The organism is Leifsonia virtsii, from assembly GCF_030433675.1.
Classification (GTDB): Bacteria; Actinomycetota; Actinomycetes; order Actinomycetales; family Microbacteriaceae; genus Leifsonia; species Leifsonia virtsii.
On the sequence record NZ_JAROCB010000002.1, the window covers coordinates 630,474 to 645,945 of the forward strand.

A 15,472-nucleotide genomic window follows, 5' to 3' on the forward strand; every position below is an offset into this window, starting at 1 on the left:
GTGCGAGGTGACGGCGCGGGACCTTGGCCTCGCCGAGTCAGCCGTCGCCGAGCAGCACCAGCTCGCCGGTCGTGCGCGTCATCGCGACGTAGCGGTCCACCGCCGCCTCGATCACCGCCGCCTCGATCACCGCGGCCGGGTCGGCGACGATGCCGGGAGCGTCGTCGGCCAGCAGCACCAGGTCGAACTCGAGTCCCTTCGCCTCGACAGCGGTCAGCGACCGCACGCGCTCGGTCGCACGGAAGGCGGGGTCGCCGATCACGCAGGCGGTTCCCTCGTCGTGCGCCGCCAGCCACTCCCGGAGGATTCGGTCGCGCTCCGAGCGTGCGGCGCGGCGCACCGGGATGCCGTTGTCGCGGATCGACGACGGCACGTTCGCGTCGGGCAGCACGGCGCGGATGACGGGCGCCGCCTCCGCCATGACGGCGGCCGGCGTCCGGTAGTTGATCGATAGTGAGGCCACGGTCACGTCCGTCAGGCCCAGGCCGCCGAGCCGCTCCTCCCAGCTCTCGGGGAAGCCGTGCCGGGCCTGGGCGCGGTCGCCCACCACGGTCAGGCTGCGGGACGGCACTCGCCGGAGCAGCATGCCCCACTCGGCCGGCGTCAGCTCCTGTGCCTCGTCGACCACGACGTGCGCGAACGGCCCGGCGAGCACCTCCTCCGCCGAGGTGACCGGCGCGCCCAGGGTGTCGAGTGCGCCGCGGAGGTCCTGGCCGCGCAGCATCGACATCGTCTTGAGGTCGGAGTCGTCGGTCGCGATGAGGGTCTGCACCACGTCGTCCATCACGGCCCGGTCCGCCGCGGCGGCGGCCTCCGCGCGGCGGCGGCGCACCTCGCGCTCCGGGTCGCCCGCGCGCTGGAGGGCGGCATCCAGCAGCGGGACGTCGGACAGTGTCCACGGGCTCGACGCCGGCCGCTGCAGGAGGGCCGCCTCCTCCGCGGTCAGCCACGGCGCGCACCGCCGCAGCAGTCTGGGCGAACCCCACAGACTCCGGACGAGCGCGAACGGATCGAGCAGCGGCCACACCGTGTCGAACACGCGCCGCAACTCCGGGTCCTCGGAGAGCCCGCGGCGGATCGTGTCGGCATCCGCGTCCGGGCCGCTCAGGCCGTAGGCGTCGAACTGCTCCTCGTCGTCGAAGCCGCGCCGCTGCTCGTCGTCCCAGCCGGAGCCCGCGTCGCCCCATCCCCCGTCGCCCCACGGGCCGTCGCGGCGCGGACCGTCGTCACCGGCCTGCGCGGAGACGACGTCGACCAGCAGCTCCAGGAGGGCGCGCCACAGTTCGCCGCGTGCGTCGTTGTGCGACGCGGCGGGGTCGGCGGCGCCCATCACCTCCGCCCACTCCCGCTGGCCGATCCGCAGGTCGCCCCACGGCGTCTCGACGACTGTCGCGCCGGCGGGCGGTCGTTCGGCGAGCCGGATGGCCGCCTCGACCGCTCCGGGCATGCGCGCGTCGCCCTTCAGCAGTGCGACGCGGCCGTCCGCCTCCGGGACTGCCGCGTCGACGCCGGGCACGAGGTCGGCCAGCGTGGACGTGCGCACGCCCTCCTCGCCGAGCCCGGGGAGGATGTCGGCGACGTAGTCGGTGTACGCGTGCGACGGCCCCACGAACAGCACGCCGCCGTGCCCGCTCTGCACCACGGGGTCGGAGTACAGCAGGTAGGCCGCCCGGTGCAGCGCCACCACCGTCTTCCCGGTGCCGGGGCCGCCGTCGACCACGAGGGTGCCGCGTCCGCTCGCCCGGATGATGAGATCCTGGTCCGCCTGGATGGTGCCGAGCACATCCCGCATTCGCCGGGTGCGGGAGGCGCCGAGGCTCGCGATGAAGACGGACTGGTCGTCCAGCGCCGCGGTCGGCTCCCCGTCGCCGCGCCCGTCGTCGCTGAGGGCCTCGTCCCAGTAGTCGGTGATCCGGCGGTCGCTCCAGCGGTAGCGGCGCCGCGACCGGGCGCCCATCGGCTCCGCCCGGGTGGCACCGAAGAACGGTTCGGCCGCGGGAGCGCGCCAGTCGACCAGCAGCCGGTCGCCGTCGCCGTCGGTCACCCCGACGCGGCCGATGTACAGCGTCCCGGACTCGCCCACCACCCGCCCGATGCAGAGGTCGGGTCCGTAGCGGCGGAGCAGCCGGAGGCGCTGCGTGATGCGGCGCACCTCCAGGTCGCGCTCGTACGCGTCCTGACCTGTCGCCGTCGTGCCGAGCTCCGCGGCGAGCCGCCGCTCCAGCTCCTCGACCTCCGCCGAGAGCGTGCGCTCCAGCCGGGCGAAGTGCTCGACATCGTCGCCGATCAGGGCGGGGTCGGCCTTGGCGGGGTGGGCGTCGAGGGCGAACGGAGGGAGGGCGGCAACGGTCATGGGGTCCCTTCGAGAAAGCGCAGGGTGACGATTCTGGACCACCACCGGGGCCTTGCTGCAAGAGGGGTCCCCTCGGATATCCTGGAAATGCGGGGAGGGGAGCGCGGGGACGAGCGCAGGGGAATGACCGGCGCGGCCGCGGGGTTCGACCTCTCATGAGTGAGACCGCGAGCGCCGCCACCGCAGAGTCGCCCGTCCGCCCGGTGCTGGAAGACCTCGAGAGCCTTCTGCTGCGCCTCGACTGGACGCTGCTGGGCTTCGCTCAGACCGCGCTCGCCGCCGGCCGCAGCACCGTGGTGCCCGCCGGTTCGGTCCGCTTCCACTACGTGGTCTCCGGCTCCGTCGAGATCGCCGGGTGTGCGCTGCCGGTCAGGCTGACCGCGGGCGACTTCCTGATGCTGCCGCGCGCCGGGGCGCACCGGGTCACCGCGAGCGAGGACGCCGTCGTCGCCTCCGGCGAGCTGGCCGCGGCGAGCACCTCCGGGCAGCCGTTCACCCTCGCGCTGCCGGAGTCGTTCGGCGCGTGCGGGTTCGTCGTGCGCGAGCCGTCCATGGGGCCGCTGATCCAGACGCTCGGCATCGAGTTCGGGCGCATGCGGACCGGCAACTGCCTGATGGCGAGCCGGATCGCGACCATCATCGCCTCCGCCGCCGTGCGCTCCTGGGTGGAGAACGGATGCGCTCCCGACCAGTGGCTGGTCAGCGTCCGCGACCCGCACATCGCCCGGGCCGTCGCCGCGATGCGCGAGGCGCCCGGGGAGCCGTGGACGGTGGAGCGGCTGGCCCGCGTCGCGAGCGCCTCCCGCACGGTGTTCGCCGAGCGGTTCCGGGAGCTGGTGGGCGACTCGCCCAACCGCTACCTGACCGCCGTGCGGATGGAGCACGCTGCACGGCTGCTGCGCGACGGCCGGCTGAGCGTCGCCGACGTCGCATCCCGTCTCGGCTACAGCTCCGACGTCGCGTTCAGCCGCGCGTTCCGCCGCCACACCGGGGAGAGCCCGGCGACCTGGAGGCGGGAGACCGCGGGCGCGACCGCGCTCCCGGCCTAGGCGTCCGTGTCAGCCGTCCGTGTCAGCCGTCCGTGCGCCGGCGGCGCGCCGTGCTGAGCAGCACACCGCCGAGCACGGCGACGATGCCTCCGGCGACGAGCGCCTCCTTGACGCCCGCGCCGTCGACCAGCAGGCCGCCCGCCGCGGCGCCGAGCGCGATCGCGAGCTGGAACGCGGCGACCACGAGCCCTCCGGCCGCCTCCATCCGCTCCGGCTCCACGCGTGCCGCCCAGGTCTGCACGAGCGTCGGGACGCCGCCGAACGCGAAGCCCCACAGCACGACGGCGGCGACGGCGAGCGGCACCTGGTTCGGCAGCAGCGCGAACACCGTGACCGCGGCCCCGAGCACGGCGGGCATCACCACGAGCCCGGTGCGCAGCCTCCGGTCGGCGACGACGCCGGCCACGAGGTTCCCGGCGAAACCGCCGAGGCCGTAGGCGGCGAGCAGCGCGGCGAGGCCGGCCGTGGTCAGGCCCGGGATGTCGGCCGCCCCCAGCCGGATATAGGTGAAGCCGGCGAAGTGGCCCCCGGCGAGCAGCGCGATCCCGAGCAGCCCGACGAGCATGACCGGCGACCGCAGTGCCCCGAAGAGCGCCCGGACTCCGGAGCCCTGGGCGGGCGCCACCCGCGGCAGGAGGAACCGCTGCGCGACGGCCGCGGCGACCGACATGACCGCCACCAGCACGAACACCGCACGCCAGCCCCAGAGGGCGCCGAGGAACGCGCCGAGTGGCACGGCGACCACGGTGGCGAGCGAGACGCCCGTGTTGACGATCATCATCGCCCGGCCGAGGTGGGCGGGCGGCACCAGTTGCGCGGCGACGGCGACGGCCATCGACCAGAAGCCCGAGATCGCGATCCCGAGCAGCACGCGGGCGACGAGCAGCACCCAGAACTGCGGCGCGGTGGCGACCAGGATGTTGGACAGCGCCGCCAGCAGCGCGAGCCCGACCAGGAGGGTGCGCCGGTCGAGGCGACGGAACAGCGGCCCGATCGCGGGGCCCGCGACGACGCCGATCAGGGCGGTGGCCGTGACAGCCTGCCCCGCCGTCCCCTCGGTGATGTGAAGGCCGGAGGCGATCGGCGACAGCAGGCTGGCCGGGAGGAACTCCGCGGTCACCAGCGCGAACACGCCGGCCATCAGCGCGACGACCCCGCCCCACGACGCCCGGCCTTCGGGCTTGACGGCGGGAACGGAGGCGGTGTCCGGCACGGGGGAGGTCTCGACGCTCATGCCCTCAGTCTGGCGGCGGCCGGTCTGCCGCACCCGACCGATCGTCCGCCTCACCTGATCGACCGTCCGGACCTCCCCGCCATCAGCTCCGGACTTGTTCGACCGACACGCCGCCGAGAACGCGAAGAACTCAGGAGTTGACGGCTGCGGCAGGGCGCTAGTCGCGCTCCTCGTCGGCCTCGAGCTCTTCGTCGGCGTCGACGAACGAGTCGTCGGACTCGGTCGCGCGGACGGCCGCGAGGGCCTCCGCCTCCGCGGCGTCGGACGCCTCCTGCTCCCGCCTGTGCCTGGCCATGTCGCTCCCTCCGCTATCTGCACTATACGAGCGGAGGCTTCATTCCGCGCCTGCCGCGCACTACCGTGATCCCGTGCTGATCTACTCGATGGGGGTCTCGGCCGACGGCTTCATCGCCGACGACGAGGGCGCGTTCGACTTCACGGCGCCGGGTGACGAGCAGTTCCGCTTCCAGGCCGGGCAGGTGGCGCGGCTGGGCGGCTACCTGCTGGGGCGCCGGCTGTACGAGACGATGCGCGTGTGGGACACCGACCCGTCCCTGCGCGCTCCGCGGTCGGGCGCGGCGTTCGCGGAGAGCTGGGCGGCGCTCCCGAAGGTCGTCTTCAGCCGCACGCTGACCGAGGTCGAGGGCAACGCCCGCCTGGCGACCGGCTCGGTCGAGGAGGAGGTGGCGGCCGCCCTCGCCTCGGCGGAGGGCGACGTCTCGATCGGCGGAGCGGACCTCGCCGCCGAGGCGATCCGGCTCGATCTCGTCGACGAGTACCGGCTGTTCCGCTACCCCGTGGTCATCGGCAGGGGCACCCGCTATTGGCCGGACCTCGACCAGCGGCTGCCGCTCGCCCTGGTCGGCACGCGCACCTTCGGCGGCCGGGTCGTCTACGAGGAGTACCGGAGGCTGCGCTACGCGGACTCCGCCGTCCCGGTCTGATTGAACAGGTAGTACACGCTCAGCGCCGCGAACCCGACGAGCATCGCCGGGGCGTAGAGCACGCCGATGACGGTGAGCAGCGGGTAGAACAGCGTCCCCGCCCCGAACCGCAGCAGCGCGGCACGCCGGACCGGAGGCTGCATCGCCCCCGCCCGCACCGCGCCGAGCGTGATGCGCCCGTACAGGAGCGTGAACGCCACGGCGAAACCCGTGCACACGCCCCCGTACAGCACGGCGGCGACGCGGATGTCGGCGGGGTCGCCCTCCACCAGGGCGCCGGAGAGCGTGGAGGTGGTGAACGGGATGGCCGTGACGAACATCAGCAGGATGAGGTTCCAGAACAGCAGCAGCCGGTCGACGGAGGTGGTCAGCCGGAAGATCGAGTGGTGGTTCACCCAGATCACGCCGATCACGAGGAAGCTGACGACGTACGCGGCGAACGACGGCCACGCCGCGAGCAGCTGCGCCAGCAGGCTGTGCTCCCGGCTCGGCTCCAGGTGCAGGTCGAGCACGAGGAGGGTGATGGCGACCGCCAGCACGCCGTCGCTGAACGCTTCCAGCCTGACCTTCGTCACGGTTCCTCCGTCGCTGCGCCGTCGCGGCGCGCACCCCGTCGCGCGCGCTCGCGACGATTCTGCCCGCGGCTGCCCGGGATGGCACGCGACCGTGCCGTGGGCGCGCCGGGACGCTACCGTTTGTCGTGTCACGGCGAGCACGCGGAGGGGCCGATGGCGGACACGATCATGGTGGCGGTGGACGGGGAGCCGGAGCACCGCGCCGCCCTCGACTGGGCCGCCGCCCGTGCCGCGTGGATGCCGGCGAGGCTGGAGCTCATCCACGTCGTCGAGCGCTCGTTCGCCGACAGCGGGGAGCAGTCGGGCCGGATGCTGACGCTCGCCGGGCGTGCGCTGGTCGCGGAGGAGGAGCGGTACGCGCTGCGGCGCGCCCGTGCCGCACTGCACCTGGAGCACGCGGACGCCGACCCGCCGCGCGCGGAGCCGGAGATCCGCAGCCGGGTCGTGGTCGGGCACGCCGGACGCGACGTCGTGACGGCCTCCGCCGGAGCCGTGCTCCTGGTCGTCGGCACTCCGCCCGCCGCGCGGACGCAGCGCGCCCTGGCCGGCTCGATCGCGGCGAGGGTCGCGTCCGCGGCCGCGTGCACGGTGGTGGCGGTCCCGCACGGCTGGCGCGGTCACGGGCACGGGGTCGTCGTCGGCGTCGACGGGGAGCCTCCGACCGGGCCGGCGGTGGACTTCGCGGCCGACGAGGCCGCGCGGCTGGGAGAGCCGCTGGTGGTCGTGTACGCGGGCTACGCCGTGGGTGCGGTGCGCGACGGGCGCCAACCTGCCGGCCCGGCCACGGTGGGCGATGTGCGGGAGCGGATCGTCGAGGATGCCGTCGACCGCGCCCGCCGGCGGCACCTCCGGCTCGTCGTGCGCACGCGCGTGGTCGAGGCGGCGCCGTCGGCCGGCCTCGTCTCCGAGGCGCACGGCGCCAGGATGCTCGTGCTGGGCACGCACGACCGGCGCGGCGTGAAGCGTGTCGTGCTCGGGTCAGTCGGTCACGACGTGCTGCTGCGCGCACGCCTGCCGGTGGTGATCGCGCGGGCCGCGACGGTCTCCGTCAGCCCTTCGTCAGATCCTGCGCCAGCATGACCAGGATGCCGCTCGGTCCGCGCAGGTACGTCAGCTTGTAGATGTCGCGGTAGTTCGCGACACCGCGCAGCGGACGGCAGCCGTGCTTCGCCGCGATCGCGAGCGCCTCGTCGATGTCGTCGACCGAGAACGCGACGCGGTGCATCCCGATCTCGTTCGGAAGCGTCGGCTCCGTCTCGATCGCGTCCGGGTGGAGGTACTCGAACAGTTCGAGGCTGCCCTGCCCATCGGGCGTCTGCAGCATGGCGATGTTCGCGTGGTTGCCGTCGAGGCCGACGGCGGTGTCCGTCCACTCGCCGCTCACCGTGTCGCGGCCGACCACCGTCAGCCCGAGGTCGGTGAAGAACGAGATCGCCTCCTCCAGGTCGCGGACCGCGATGCCGACATTCTCCAGGTGGATGGCCATGCGCGGGATGCTACCAGCGGCCCGGCCGCCGCGCCGACTGCTGCGATTCGGGTCGTCTGCGGGTGCGCGAGCAGGCGCAGACGTGACGGGACGCCGCGGTCGCTAGCCGGGAATGGTCGGTCCGAGCGTGGCGCCGCCCTGCTCGGCTCCGCTGCCGCCCTTCAGCTCCACGATGATCGTGCGCGTCGGCGTGTCCCCGGTGTTGCTTCCCGCGTGCGTCTGCGCCGGGATCCACACCGCCTGTCCGGCGGGCAGCTCGACGTCGGCGCTGCGGCCGCCGGATTCGAGGCGGCGGGAGAACGCGGTCAGCGTGACCATGACCGAGTCGGGATGCCGGTGCTCTGTCGTCCGGTCGCCCGGCTCGTCACGGTACGCCAGGACGCGGACGCGGTCGTTCTCCCACAGCACCGAGTAGTGCGCGGGGTTGCTGACCACCGGGTCGTCGTCGTCCACGCCCGCAGGGTAGCTCCGGCGGCGGGCTCCCGGCCAGACCCGCGCGCTAGGATCGTGCCGGCAGTTGCGACACCGCAACGGCTTCGCGGCGAAGGAGGGACGCTCCCGATGGATCTGACCAGCCTGCTCGGCATCGAGACGCCGCTCGTGCTCGGCCCGTTCGGCGGGATGTCGTCGGTCGAGCTGACCGCGACCGTCAGCGAGATAGGCGGCCTGGGCTCTTTCGGCCTCTACGGCCTCGGGCCCGACCGCATCGCCGAGGTCGCCCGCGAGCTGCGGGAGCGGACCTCGCGCCCGTTCGCCCTCAATCTGTGGCTTCCGCTCCGGCGCCCGGGCGAGGCCGCGCCGGGTGAGGGCTTCGATCGCGGCGACTACGACCGCGCCGTCGACGCCCTCCGCCCGCTGTTCGAGGAGGCCGGCGCCGAGGTCCCGGGCTGGCCGGTCGCGCCGCTGCCGGGCTTCGACCTGCAGCTGGAGGCCGCCCTCGCGGCGCGCCCAGCCGTCCTGAGCTTCGTCTTCGGCGTCCCGTCGCCCGAGCTGGTCGAGGAAGCGCACCGCCGCGGCATCCGCGTGGTCGGCACCGCGACGACCGTGCCCGAGGCGGTGGCGCTGCAGGAGGGTGGAGTGGATGCGGTGGTCGCATCCGGAGCCGAGGCGGCCGGGCATCGCCCGTCGTTCCTCGCCGACCCCGAGTCGAGCCTGGTGGGGAGCTTCTCGCTCATCCCGCAGGTCGTCGACGCCGTCGACGTCCCCGTCATCGCCGCGGGAGGCATCGCGGACCGCCGCGGCGTGGCCGCCGCGTTCGCCCTCGGTGCGAGCGCCGTGCAGGTCGGCTCGGCCTTCCTCGCCACCCGCCAGTCGGTCGCGCCCGCGGTGCACCGCGACCGCATCCGCTCGGCGCAGGCGCACGAGACCGTGCTGACCCGGGCCATGAGCGGGCGTTCGGCGCGCGGGCTGCCGAACCGTGCCGTCCGCACCATCGAGCGGTCGGGCGCCATCGCGCCGTTCCCGCTGCAGAACATCCTCACCGGCGTCTTCCGCCGGGCGGCGTCGCAGCAGGGCGAGGCGGATCTGCTGTCTCTGTGGATGGGGCAGAGCGCCGGTCTCGCCCGTCACGACGACGCCGTGGAGGTGTTCGCGGAGCTCGCCGCCGGCCTGCCGAGCGCACCGCGCTAGCGAGAAGGCCCGTGCCGCCGCGGCGCGCGCCCGCCAGAATGGTCGCGTGCAGCAGCGACTGAGTCGGGTCACGACGACCGACGGCACCGAGCTGGCCGTCGCCACCGTCGGCGAGGGCCGTCCGGTCGTGTACGTCTCCGGCTGGCTCAGTCACCTCGAACGGGGCTGGGAGCTGCCGCCGGAGCGGGCTTTCCTCGAGGGGATGGCCGAGGGCGTCCGGCTGGTCCGCTACGACCGTGCCGGCTGCGGCCTGTCGCCCGCGACCGGGAGGCCGCCGTCGCTGGACTACGAGCTCGAGCAGCTGGCCGCCGTCGTCGCGCCGCTCGGCCCGGAGCCGTTCGACCTCGTCGGCGCCTCCCTCGGGGCGCTGGTCGCCGTGGCGTGGACAGCCGCGCATCCCGGAACCGTCCGCCGACTCGTGCTGTACGGCGGCTGGGTCTCCGGCGACGCCGTGTCGCCGCCGAGCGCCCGCGAGCACGTGTTGGGGCTGGTGGAGTCGCACTGGGGTCTCGGCTCGGACGTGCTGACCGACATCTTCGCCCCCGACGCCCCGGCCGCCGCCCGCGCGCGCTTCGGCCGGTACCAGCGCGAGTCGTCCGACGCGCAGACCGCGCGGGCGCTGCTCGCCCTCAGCTACCGGCTCGACGTCTCCGACCTGCTCGGCTCGGTGCGCGCGCCGACCCTGGTGGTGCACCGCGTCCTGGACCGCGCGGCCCCCGTCGCCCAGGCGGAGGCGCTCGCGGCCGGCATCCCGGGCGCGGAGCTGGTGGTGCTGCCGGGCCGGTCGCACCTCCCGTGGGCGGGAGACGCTCCGGAGCTGGTGGCGACCATCCGCCGCTTCCTCGGGCTGCGGGTCGCACGGACCGCGCCGGGGACGCTGACCCCGCGGCAGCGCGAGGTCGCCGCCCTGATCGCCGAGGGCTGCACCAACCGGCAGATCGCCGCCCGGCTCGGCATCGACGAGCGCTCCGCCGAGGGGCACGTCGAGCGTATCCTGCTGCGGCTCGGGTTCCGGTCGCGGGCGCAGGTGGCAGCCTGGTTCGTGGAGCAGCAGGAGGCCGGCCGCGGCGAAGTGGGGTGACTCCACGCCTGCCCGGCCTGCGGTGCGCGGCCAGAGTGGACGCATGACCGAGAGCATCGCCGACACCGGGTCCGACACCGGCTTCCGCCAGCACGCCGGGCGAGGCCGCTTCAACGCCGCGTTCTTCCGGGCGATGGGCCCGTACCTGGATGCGGAACTCGGCCCCCGCAAGCGGCGCGTCTTCGCCGGGCTGGGGGACCGGGTCGTCGAACTCGGCCCCGGCGTCGGCGCCAACCTTCCGTACCTGCCCGCCGGTGCGACCCTCGTCGCCATCGAACCCAACCGCGCCATGCAAGCCGGACTGCGGGCCGCCGCACGCCGCCACGGCATCCGGCTCGACCTCCACGAGCGCACCGCCGAGCGCACCGGCCTGCCGGACGCGAGCGCCGACACCGTCATCTCGTCGCTCGTGCTGTGCTCGGTCGCCGACCCGGCCGCCGCGCTCGCCGAGGTGCGCCGCATCCTCCGCCCCGGTGGCACCTTCCGCTTCGCCGAGCACGTCGCCGCCCCCGACGGCACCGCGACGCGCACCACCCAGCGCGTGCTGCGCCGCCCGTGGGCGTGGACCTTCGAGGGCTGCTCGTGCGAGCGCGACCTGGAGGGCGCCATCCGCGCCGCCGGGTTCGCCGAGGTGGAGGTGGAGCGCTACCGGCTGCGCACGCCGTTCGTCCCGTTCAACACGCACATCGCGGGGGTCGCGCGGGTTTGAGGGGCGGCCCCGATCAGTAGTCCTCGCGCCGGTCCTGCTCCGCGTCGACCACCGGCTCCAGTTCCGAGAGCTCCAGCAGGGCCGCGCGGAGCTGGCGGATGAGCCACTCCTCCGACGTCTCGCCGCCGGCCACCACCGAGTCGAGGCGGGCGAGGCGTTCGTTCGCCGAACCGCGAAGGTCGTCCACGATGTCCTCCGATCCGCGGCCGCGGTGGCCGCCTGGTGCGAGGCTAGCGGCCGGTGGTGCGGTCCGCCAGGGCGGCGCCCGCGTTCGCGCCGCGCAGGATCGACGACATCTTCTTGCCGCGGGCCACCTCGTCCACGAGCTTGTCCATGTAGCGGATGCGCTGCGTGAGCGGGTCCTCGATCTCCTCCACGCGCACCCCGCAGATGACGCCGGTGATCAGCGACGCGTCCGGGTTCAGGTGCGGCGCCTCGGCGAAGAACGTCTCGAGGTCGCGGCCGTCGTCGATCGCGGCGCGCAGCCCGTCCCGGTCGTAGCCGGTCAGCCAGCAGATGACGGTGTCGACGTCGTCGGCGCTGCGGCCCTTGCGCTCCACCTTCGCCACGTAGAGGGGATGGATGCTCGCGAAGCTCATCCGGAACAGCCGGTCCATGGGCATCACGGCCTCCGTTCCGTCGTCGGCCGCGACCGGCGCAGGTACTGCCGCGAGCGCGCGATCTGCTGGTCGAGAGCGTCCACCGTCCGCTCCATGCTGCCGATCGCCTCGTTCCGGTAGGTGTCGATGCTGTCCATGGTCGCGAAGACGTCGTCGAAGGCGCGCTGCAGCACCTCCACGTCGACGGCCGAGGAGGTCTGCTCCTTCTGCACCTGCTCGGTCTGGGTGCGCAGCACCTCGCCGGTGCGGCCGATGAGCGCGTTCGTGCTCTGGTGCAGCGCGGACAGCTGGTCGATGACCAGGCGCTGGTTCTCCAGCGCCTGCGCGACCACGACGGCGGTGCGCAGTGCGGAGACGGTGGTGGTCTTGGCCCGGTCGACGCCCTTGATGAGTTCGACGTTGTTCTTCTTGATCACGTCGAGCGCGAGGTAGGCCTGCACGGAGACGGCGATCTGGGTGGTCAGGTCCTGGCGGCGCTGGCGGATGGGGAACAGCGCCTCCTTCTCCAGCAGCGTCGCGCGGTCGGGGTCGGTCATGCGCAGGTCCGCTGCGGCCTCGACGGTGGCGCGGTCGAGCGCGGCGGCCAGCACGACGTACTCGTTGAGCCGCTCGGTCGTCTTCCAGAGTGCCGCGCGCTCCTTCTCGATCTCGACGTTGTCGCGGCGCAGCCACTCCTCGCCGTGGTCGAGCGCGGCGACGATGCCGTCGAGCTGCTTCTGCGCCGACTCGAAGCGCTGCACGTAGGCGCGCAGGCGGCGGCCGCCGGGCATCCGCGTGAGCATCCGGTTGCGGCCGGTGAGGTGCTGGGGGTCGAAGTCGCTGACCGTGGCTCGGAGCTCCTGCAGCGTCCGGATGACCCCGTACTGCGGGTCCGTCTTGATCTGCTTGCCGCGGGCGGCGGCGAGCGACGCGGCGGGCCGGTCGAGCAGCTGCCGGGAGGCGTCGCTCGACGCGCGCATCTCGGCGTCGCCGAGGTGCGAGAAGCCGATGATCTTGCGGGTGAAGGCCTCGCTGCCCGGCTCGGCGGCGGCGAGCTCTCGGATGAAGTCGCGCGCTCGCGTCTCGAGCTCCGCCTCGCGCTCGGGCGATACGGCGACCATGCCGACGGCCTGGTCCTCCGGCAGCTCGGGCACGGCCTCCGGGGGCCGCAACGGTTCCTCGGGTGCGACGTTCATGCGCTGCTCCTCCCCACACGGTGACAGGTCCGTGCTGACACGATATATCGCGATTCGGCCGCTGGGCAGGGGTCGCAGGGAACACTCAGGGCGTCCGTCGATCGTGTCTAGCCACCGCGTCCCTGCCGCGCGTAGCCTCCGGGGCCATGAACAGGATGCGCACGGCCGGACTGGCGGCCCTCTTCGCCGCCCTGCTCCTCACGGCGTGCACCAGCCCGCAGGGCGGCACGGACGTCTCGGGCAAGTGGGGCAGCACCGATCCGGGGCAGCCGAACCTGATCGTCAATTCCGACGGCTCCTACAGTGGCTCCGACGGCTGCAACACGATGACCGGAAAGGGCACCATCTCCGGCAACACGATCGAGCTCGGCACGGTGGCCATGACCCAGAAGCAGTGCAGCGACGTGGACACGTGGATGTCGAAGGCCGAGAAGGGCACCGTCGACGGCAACATCATGACGATGTACGACTCGTCGGGGAAGTCGATCGGGCGGCTCGACCGCAACGACTGAGCGTCGGCGCGCGGTGCCGGAATGGGCGGCGGGCGCGTAGCGTTCCGGATGTCGGACGACGACGGAGGGAGCGCGATGAGCGAGACGGGCGGAGTAGGCACCGGGACGCGGGAGTTCTTCGCGGAGGTGGCCCGGGAGTTCCTGCAGCACTACACGCACGGACCCCGGTTCGTCGCGGTCACCGGGGTGCCGGACGCCGATCCCGGCCGGATCGCCGACGGGTTCGCGGCGGCGCTGCGCGACGCGGGCCAGGAGGCGGAGCGGACGACGCGCTCGCTGGAGACCGGCGCCGACGATTTCCGGACGGACGTGGTCGGCGCGTTCCGGTCGCGCGACGCGGTGCTCGTCGTCGACGGCCCCGGGCTGCTCGGGCCGGACTTCCGCGGCTTCTGGAACTTCTCGCTGTGGGTCGAGCACGACCCGGAGCGGAGCCCTGACTGGTCGTTCGTCACGACCGGCCAGAAGGACCCGCTCGGCGCGCCGCGCGAGGTCGCGTCCGTCCTGCTTGACGACACCGACCCCGAGCGGCCGCGCCGGCTGTGGGCCGACTCCTGCTGAGGCGCCGGCCCGGTCAGCGCTAGGCCCGAGGGCGGTCGAAGCGCGCGCCCTCGGGCTTGGAGGGCAGCAGCGTGAGGATGAGCAGGACGAACGGGATGAAGCCGAGGAAGAACAGCGGCCCCGGCAGGTTGGCGTCGTGCAGGCGGCGCCAGGTGAGCGAGAGATACGGCACCAGCGTCCCGAAGGTCCACACGAGGATGAGCAGACTCGGCACCCAGAACAAGGGGCCGGGCGTCGACGCCCCGTCGGCGTTGACGAAAGTGCCCCGGCCGCCCAGCGCGAGGGCCAGCAGCTCCAGGGCGACCGTGACCAGGAAGCTGACGAGGTACCACCACCAGTACTCGCTGCGGCTGGCGCGGCCGCTGAAGTCCGCGTACTTCTTGAAGAAACGCTGGAACGCCTGGGGGAGCGAGGCGCCGTACAGCGGGGCCCAGAGCGGGGTCTCGCCGGCGCCGCTCTGTGCGGGCGGTGCGGGCTGATACTGCGGAGACGTCACGGGGAGTCCTTTCCAAGCCACGTGGTCGGTGAGGTGGAGCGGGCACAGTCAATCGCATGGGAGCGACCTGTGCGTCTTTCGTGACGTGGCGTGTCCTCCATTGCCGGTGGGCCAGCGCCGTGACGACCCCTCGACGGGGCTCAGCCGAGGGAGTCGAGCTCCTCGTGCACGAAGCGGGCGAACTGCTCCGCCGCGGCCGACTGCGACCGGGTGCGGTTGCGGGCGAGGCCGATCACGCGCGTCGCCTCGTCCCGCAGAGGCACCGCGACGATCCCGGGCTCGGCCGGGGTGTCCGGGATGAGGGCGACCCCGACCGCGTCCCGCACCAGTCCGCGCAGCGTGGAGAGCTCGCTCACCTCGATCACCGGATCCATCACGACCCCGTGGGCGGCGAAGTAGGCGTCGGCGATGTGCCGGAGGCCGGACCCGGTGCGCAGCGCGACGAGGTCGTAGGGCTCGAGGTCGGGCACGCTCACGGCATCCCGCTCGGCGAGCGGATGCCCCTCGGGCACGCCGAGCACGAGCCGCTCGGCGGTGAGCGGCAGCCACTCGATCTCGGGATCGCGCGGGTCGGGGCTGAGGAACGCCACGTCCGTCGCGCCGTCGCGCAGCGCGTCGAGCACGGTGTCGGCCGTCCCGCCGCTCAGCACGAACCGGATGTCGGGGAACAGCGCGCGGTACTCGCTGATCACGCGCGGGATGAGCCAGCCGCCGAACGACGACACGTAGCCGATGGACACGGTCCCGCCGGACGGGTCCCGCAGGGCCGCGATGCGGGCGCGGGCGTTCTCCAGCTCCGACTCGGCCCGGACCGCGTGGGCGAGGAGGATCTCGCCGTACTGGTTCAGCTCCAGGTGCCCGCGGCGGCGTTCGAACAGCTCGACGCCCATCTCCTGCTCCAGCCGGGCCAGCGAGCGCGTGAGGGTCGACTGCGAGACGCCGAGGGTCTCGGCGGCGAGGGCCGGATGGCCCTCCGCTGCCAGGGCCCGGAAGTGGGCGATCTCGTCGATCCGCATGCCTCTCATCATGGCGCATCGCGAACGTCACCCGG

The 15,472-nt window shown here is 73.6% G+C and carries 19 protein-coding genes; 8 read left to right on the forward strand and 11 right to left on the reverse strand.

From position 1 onward, the window contains the following. Positions 1 to 37: 37 nt before the first annotated feature. Complete coding sequence (locus tag P5G59_RS08985; RefSeq protein ID WP_301218124.1) at positions 38 to 2,353, reverse strand: HelD family protein; 2,316 nt, start codon at positions 2,351 to 2,353, stop codon at positions 38 to 40. Positions 2,354 to 2,508: 155 nt separating this feature from the next. On the opposite strand from P5G59_RS08985, the gene P5G59_RS08990 reads away from it, so the two are divergent. Then, positions 2,509 to 3,402 (forward strand): helix-turn-helix domain-containing protein, encoded by an 894-nt coding sequence (locus P5G59_RS08990; RefSeq protein WP_301218125.1) that lies wholly within the window; start codon positions 2,509 to 2,511, stop codon positions 3,400 to 3,402. 22 nt (positions 3,403 to 3,424) lie between these two features. Here the strand turns inward: P5G59_RS08990 and P5G59_RS08995 are convergent, their stop codons facing one another. Then, complete coding sequence (locus tag P5G59_RS08995; RefSeq protein ID WP_301218127.1) at positions 3,425 to 4,636, reverse strand: MFS transporter; 1,212 nt, start codon at positions 4,634 to 4,636, stop codon at positions 3,425 to 3,427. Between the two features lie 157 nt (positions 4,637 to 4,793). Continuing rightward, entirely contained in the window at positions 4,794 to 4,931 is a 138-nt protein-coding gene (locus P5G59_RS09000) for a hypothetical protein (protein ID WP_301218129.1), read from the reverse strand. 73 nt (positions 4,932 to 5,004) lie between these two features. On the opposite strand from P5G59_RS09000, the gene P5G59_RS09005 reads away from it, so the two are divergent. Further along, complete coding sequence (locus P5G59_RS09005; RefSeq protein WP_301218131.1) at positions 5,005 to 5,580, forward strand: dihydrofolate reductase family protein; 576 nt, start codon at positions 5,005 to 5,007, stop codon at positions 5,578 to 5,580. Here P5G59_RS09005 and P5G59_RS09010 read toward each other — a convergent pair. After that, positions 5,553 to 6,155, reverse strand: a complete 603-nt coding sequence (locus P5G59_RS09010) for a TMEM175 family protein (protein WP_301218132.1) — start codon at positions 6,153 to 6,155, stop codon at positions 5,553 to 5,555. The genes P5G59_RS09005 and P5G59_RS09010 overlap by 28 nt on opposite strands. A 153-nt stretch (positions 6,156 to 6,308) precedes the next feature. Here P5G59_RS09010 and P5G59_RS09015 point away from each other — a divergent pair, with 153 nt between their 5' ends. Beyond that, complete coding sequence (locus P5G59_RS09015; protein ID WP_301218135.1) at positions 6,309 to 7,235, forward strand: universal stress protein; 927 nt, start codon at positions 6,309 to 6,311, stop codon at positions 7,233 to 7,235. Here P5G59_RS09015 and P5G59_RS09020 read toward each other — a convergent pair. Continuing rightward, complete coding sequence (locus P5G59_RS09020; protein WP_301218138.1) at positions 7,204 to 7,641, reverse strand: VOC family protein; 438 nt, start codon at positions 7,639 to 7,641, stop codon at positions 7,204 to 7,206. The two genes, P5G59_RS09015 and P5G59_RS09020, sit on opposite strands and share 32 nt — an antisense overlap. A 102-nt stretch (positions 7,642 to 7,743) precedes the next feature. Continuing rightward, positions 7,744 to 8,094 carry a cupin domain-containing protein gene (locus P5G59_RS09025; RefSeq protein ID WP_301218140.1) on the reverse strand — a complete coding sequence of 117 codons (351 nt, stop codon included), beginning with the start codon at positions 8,092 to 8,094 and terminating at the stop codon, positions 7,744 to 7,746. 108 nt (positions 8,095 to 8,202) lie between these two features. Between P5G59_RS09025 and P5G59_RS09030 the strand changes: the two genes are divergently transcribed. From P5G59_RS09030 to P5G59_RS09040, 3 genes are read left to right on the forward strand one after another with little or no spacing between them, the layout of a single operon-like run. Continuing rightward, on the forward strand, positions 8,203 to 9,270 hold the full coding sequence (locus P5G59_RS09030; protein WP_301218142.1) for an NAD(P)H-dependent flavin oxidoreductase: 1,068 nt from the start codon (positions 8,203 to 8,205) through the stop codon (positions 9,268 to 9,270). A 46-nt stretch (positions 9,271 to 9,316) separates the two neighbouring features. Beyond that, a complete protein-coding gene (locus tag P5G59_RS09035; RefSeq protein WP_301218144.1) occupies positions 9,317 to 10,351 on the forward strand; it encodes an alpha/beta fold hydrolase in 1,035 nt (344 codons plus the stop codon). A gap of 43 nt (positions 10,352 to 10,394) precedes the next feature. Continuing rightward, positions 10,395 to 11,060: a class I SAM-dependent methyltransferase gene (locus tag P5G59_RS09040; protein WP_301218146.1), complete on the forward strand. Its 666-nt coding sequence runs from the start codon at positions 10,395 to 10,397 to the stop codon at positions 11,058 to 11,060. 13 nt (positions 11,061 to 11,073) lie between these two features. Here the strand turns inward: P5G59_RS09040 and P5G59_RS09045 are convergent, their stop codons facing one another. From P5G59_RS09045 to P5G59_RS09055, 3 genes are read right to left on the reverse strand one after another with little or no spacing between them, the layout of a single operon-like run. Continuing rightward, positions 11,074 to 11,247 carry a hypothetical protein gene (locus P5G59_RS09045; RefSeq protein WP_175338499.1) on the reverse strand — a complete coding sequence of 58 codons (174 nt, stop codon included), beginning with the start codon at positions 11,245 to 11,247 and terminating at the stop codon, positions 11,074 to 11,076. A gap of 43 nt (positions 11,248 to 11,290) precedes the next feature. After that, positions 11,291 to 11,683, reverse strand: a complete 393-nt coding sequence (locus tag P5G59_RS09050; protein ID WP_301218150.1) for a DUF2200 domain-containing protein — start codon at positions 11,681 to 11,683, stop codon at positions 11,291 to 11,293. Continuing rightward, complete coding sequence (locus P5G59_RS09055) at positions 11,683 to 12,855, reverse strand: toxic anion resistance protein (protein WP_301218153.1); 1,173 nt, start codon at positions 12,853 to 12,855, stop codon at positions 11,683 to 11,685. The genes P5G59_RS09050 and P5G59_RS09055 overlap by 1 nt, the downstream gene beginning before the upstream one ends. A 146-nt stretch (positions 12,856 to 13,001) precedes the next feature. Between P5G59_RS09055 and P5G59_RS09060 the strand changes: the two genes are divergently transcribed. Next, on the forward strand, positions 13,002 to 13,367 hold the full coding sequence (locus tag P5G59_RS09060; protein ID WP_301218155.1) for an META domain-containing protein: 366 nt from the start codon (positions 13,002 to 13,004) through the stop codon (positions 13,365 to 13,367). A gap of 48 nt (positions 13,368 to 13,415) precedes the next feature. Continuing rightward, positions 13,416 to 13,925 (forward strand): nucleoside/nucleotide kinase family protein, encoded by a 510-nt coding sequence (locus tag P5G59_RS09065; RefSeq protein ID WP_301218157.1) that lies wholly within the window; start codon positions 13,416 to 13,418, stop codon positions 13,923 to 13,925. A gap of 19 nt (positions 13,926 to 13,944) precedes the next feature. On the opposite strand, the gene P5G59_RS09070 is transcribed toward P5G59_RS09065, so the two are convergent. Then, the gene (locus P5G59_RS09070) at positions 13,945 to 14,421 is read right to left on the reverse strand and encodes a DUF805 domain-containing protein (protein ID WP_301218159.1); all 477 of its coding nucleotides are present in this window, start codon (positions 14,419 to 14,421) and stop codon (positions 13,945 to 13,947) included. A 140-nt stretch (positions 14,422 to 14,561) separates the two neighbouring features. Continuing rightward, positions 14,562 to 15,437, reverse strand: a complete 876-nt coding sequence (locus P5G59_RS09075; RefSeq protein ID WP_301218162.1) for a LysR family transcriptional regulator — start codon at positions 15,435 to 15,437, stop codon at positions 14,562 to 14,564. Positions 15,438 to 15,472 lie beyond the last annotated feature (35 nt).

Excerpts from the sequence above, each read along its gene's own strand:
- P5G59_RS08985 (WP_301218124.1), bottom strand. The coding sequence starts at position 2,353 with ATGACCGTTGCCGCCCTCCCTCCGTTCGCCCTCGACGCCCACCCCGCC.
- P5G59_RS08990 (WP_301218125.1), top strand. The coding sequence starts at position 2,509 with ATGAGTGAGACCGCGAGCGCCGCCACCGCAGAGTCGCCCGTCCGCCCG.
- P5G59_RS08995 (WP_301218127.1), bottom strand. The coding sequence starts at position 4,636 with ATGAGCGTCGAGACCTCCCCCGTGCCGGACACCGCCTCCGTTCCCGCC.
- P5G59_RS09000 (WP_301218129.1), bottom strand. The coding sequence starts at position 4,931 with ATGGCCAGGCACAGGCGGGAGCAGGAGGCGTCCGACGCCGCGGAGGCG.
- P5G59_RS09015 (WP_301218135.1), top strand. The coding sequence starts at position 6,309 with ATGGCGGACACGATCATGGTGGCGGTGGACGGGGAGCCGGAGCACCGC.
- P5G59_RS09020 (WP_301218138.1), bottom strand. The coding sequence starts at position 7,641 with ATGGCCATCCACCTGGAGAATGTCGGCATCGCGGTCCGCGACCTGGAG.
- P5G59_RS09030 (WP_301218142.1), top strand. The coding sequence starts at position 8,203 with ATGGATCTGACCAGCCTGCTCGGCATCGAGACGCCGCTCGTGCTCGGC.
- P5G59_RS09040 (WP_301218146.1), top strand. The coding sequence starts at position 10,395 with ATGACCGAGAGCATCGCCGACACCGGGTCCGACACCGGCTTCCGCCAG.
- P5G59_RS09050 (WP_301218150.1), bottom strand. The coding sequence starts at position 11,683 with ATGCCCATGGACCGGCTGTTCCGGATGAGCTTCGCGAGCATCCATCCC.
- P5G59_RS09055 (WP_301218153.1), bottom strand. The coding sequence starts at position 12,855 with ATGAACGTCGCACCCGAGGAACCGTTGCGGCCCCCGGAGGCCGTGCCC.
- P5G59_RS09060 (WP_301218155.1), top strand. The coding sequence starts at position 13,002 with ATGAACAGGATGCGCACGGCCGGACTGGCGGCCCTCTTCGCCGCCCTG.
- P5G59_RS09065 (WP_301218157.1), top strand. The coding sequence starts at position 13,416 with ATGTCGGACGACGACGGAGGGAGCGCGATGAGCGAGACGGGCGGAGTA.
- P5G59_RS09075 (WP_301218162.1), bottom strand. The coding sequence starts at position 15,437 with ATGCGGATCGACGAGATCGCCCACTTCCGGGCCCTGGCAGCGGAGGGC.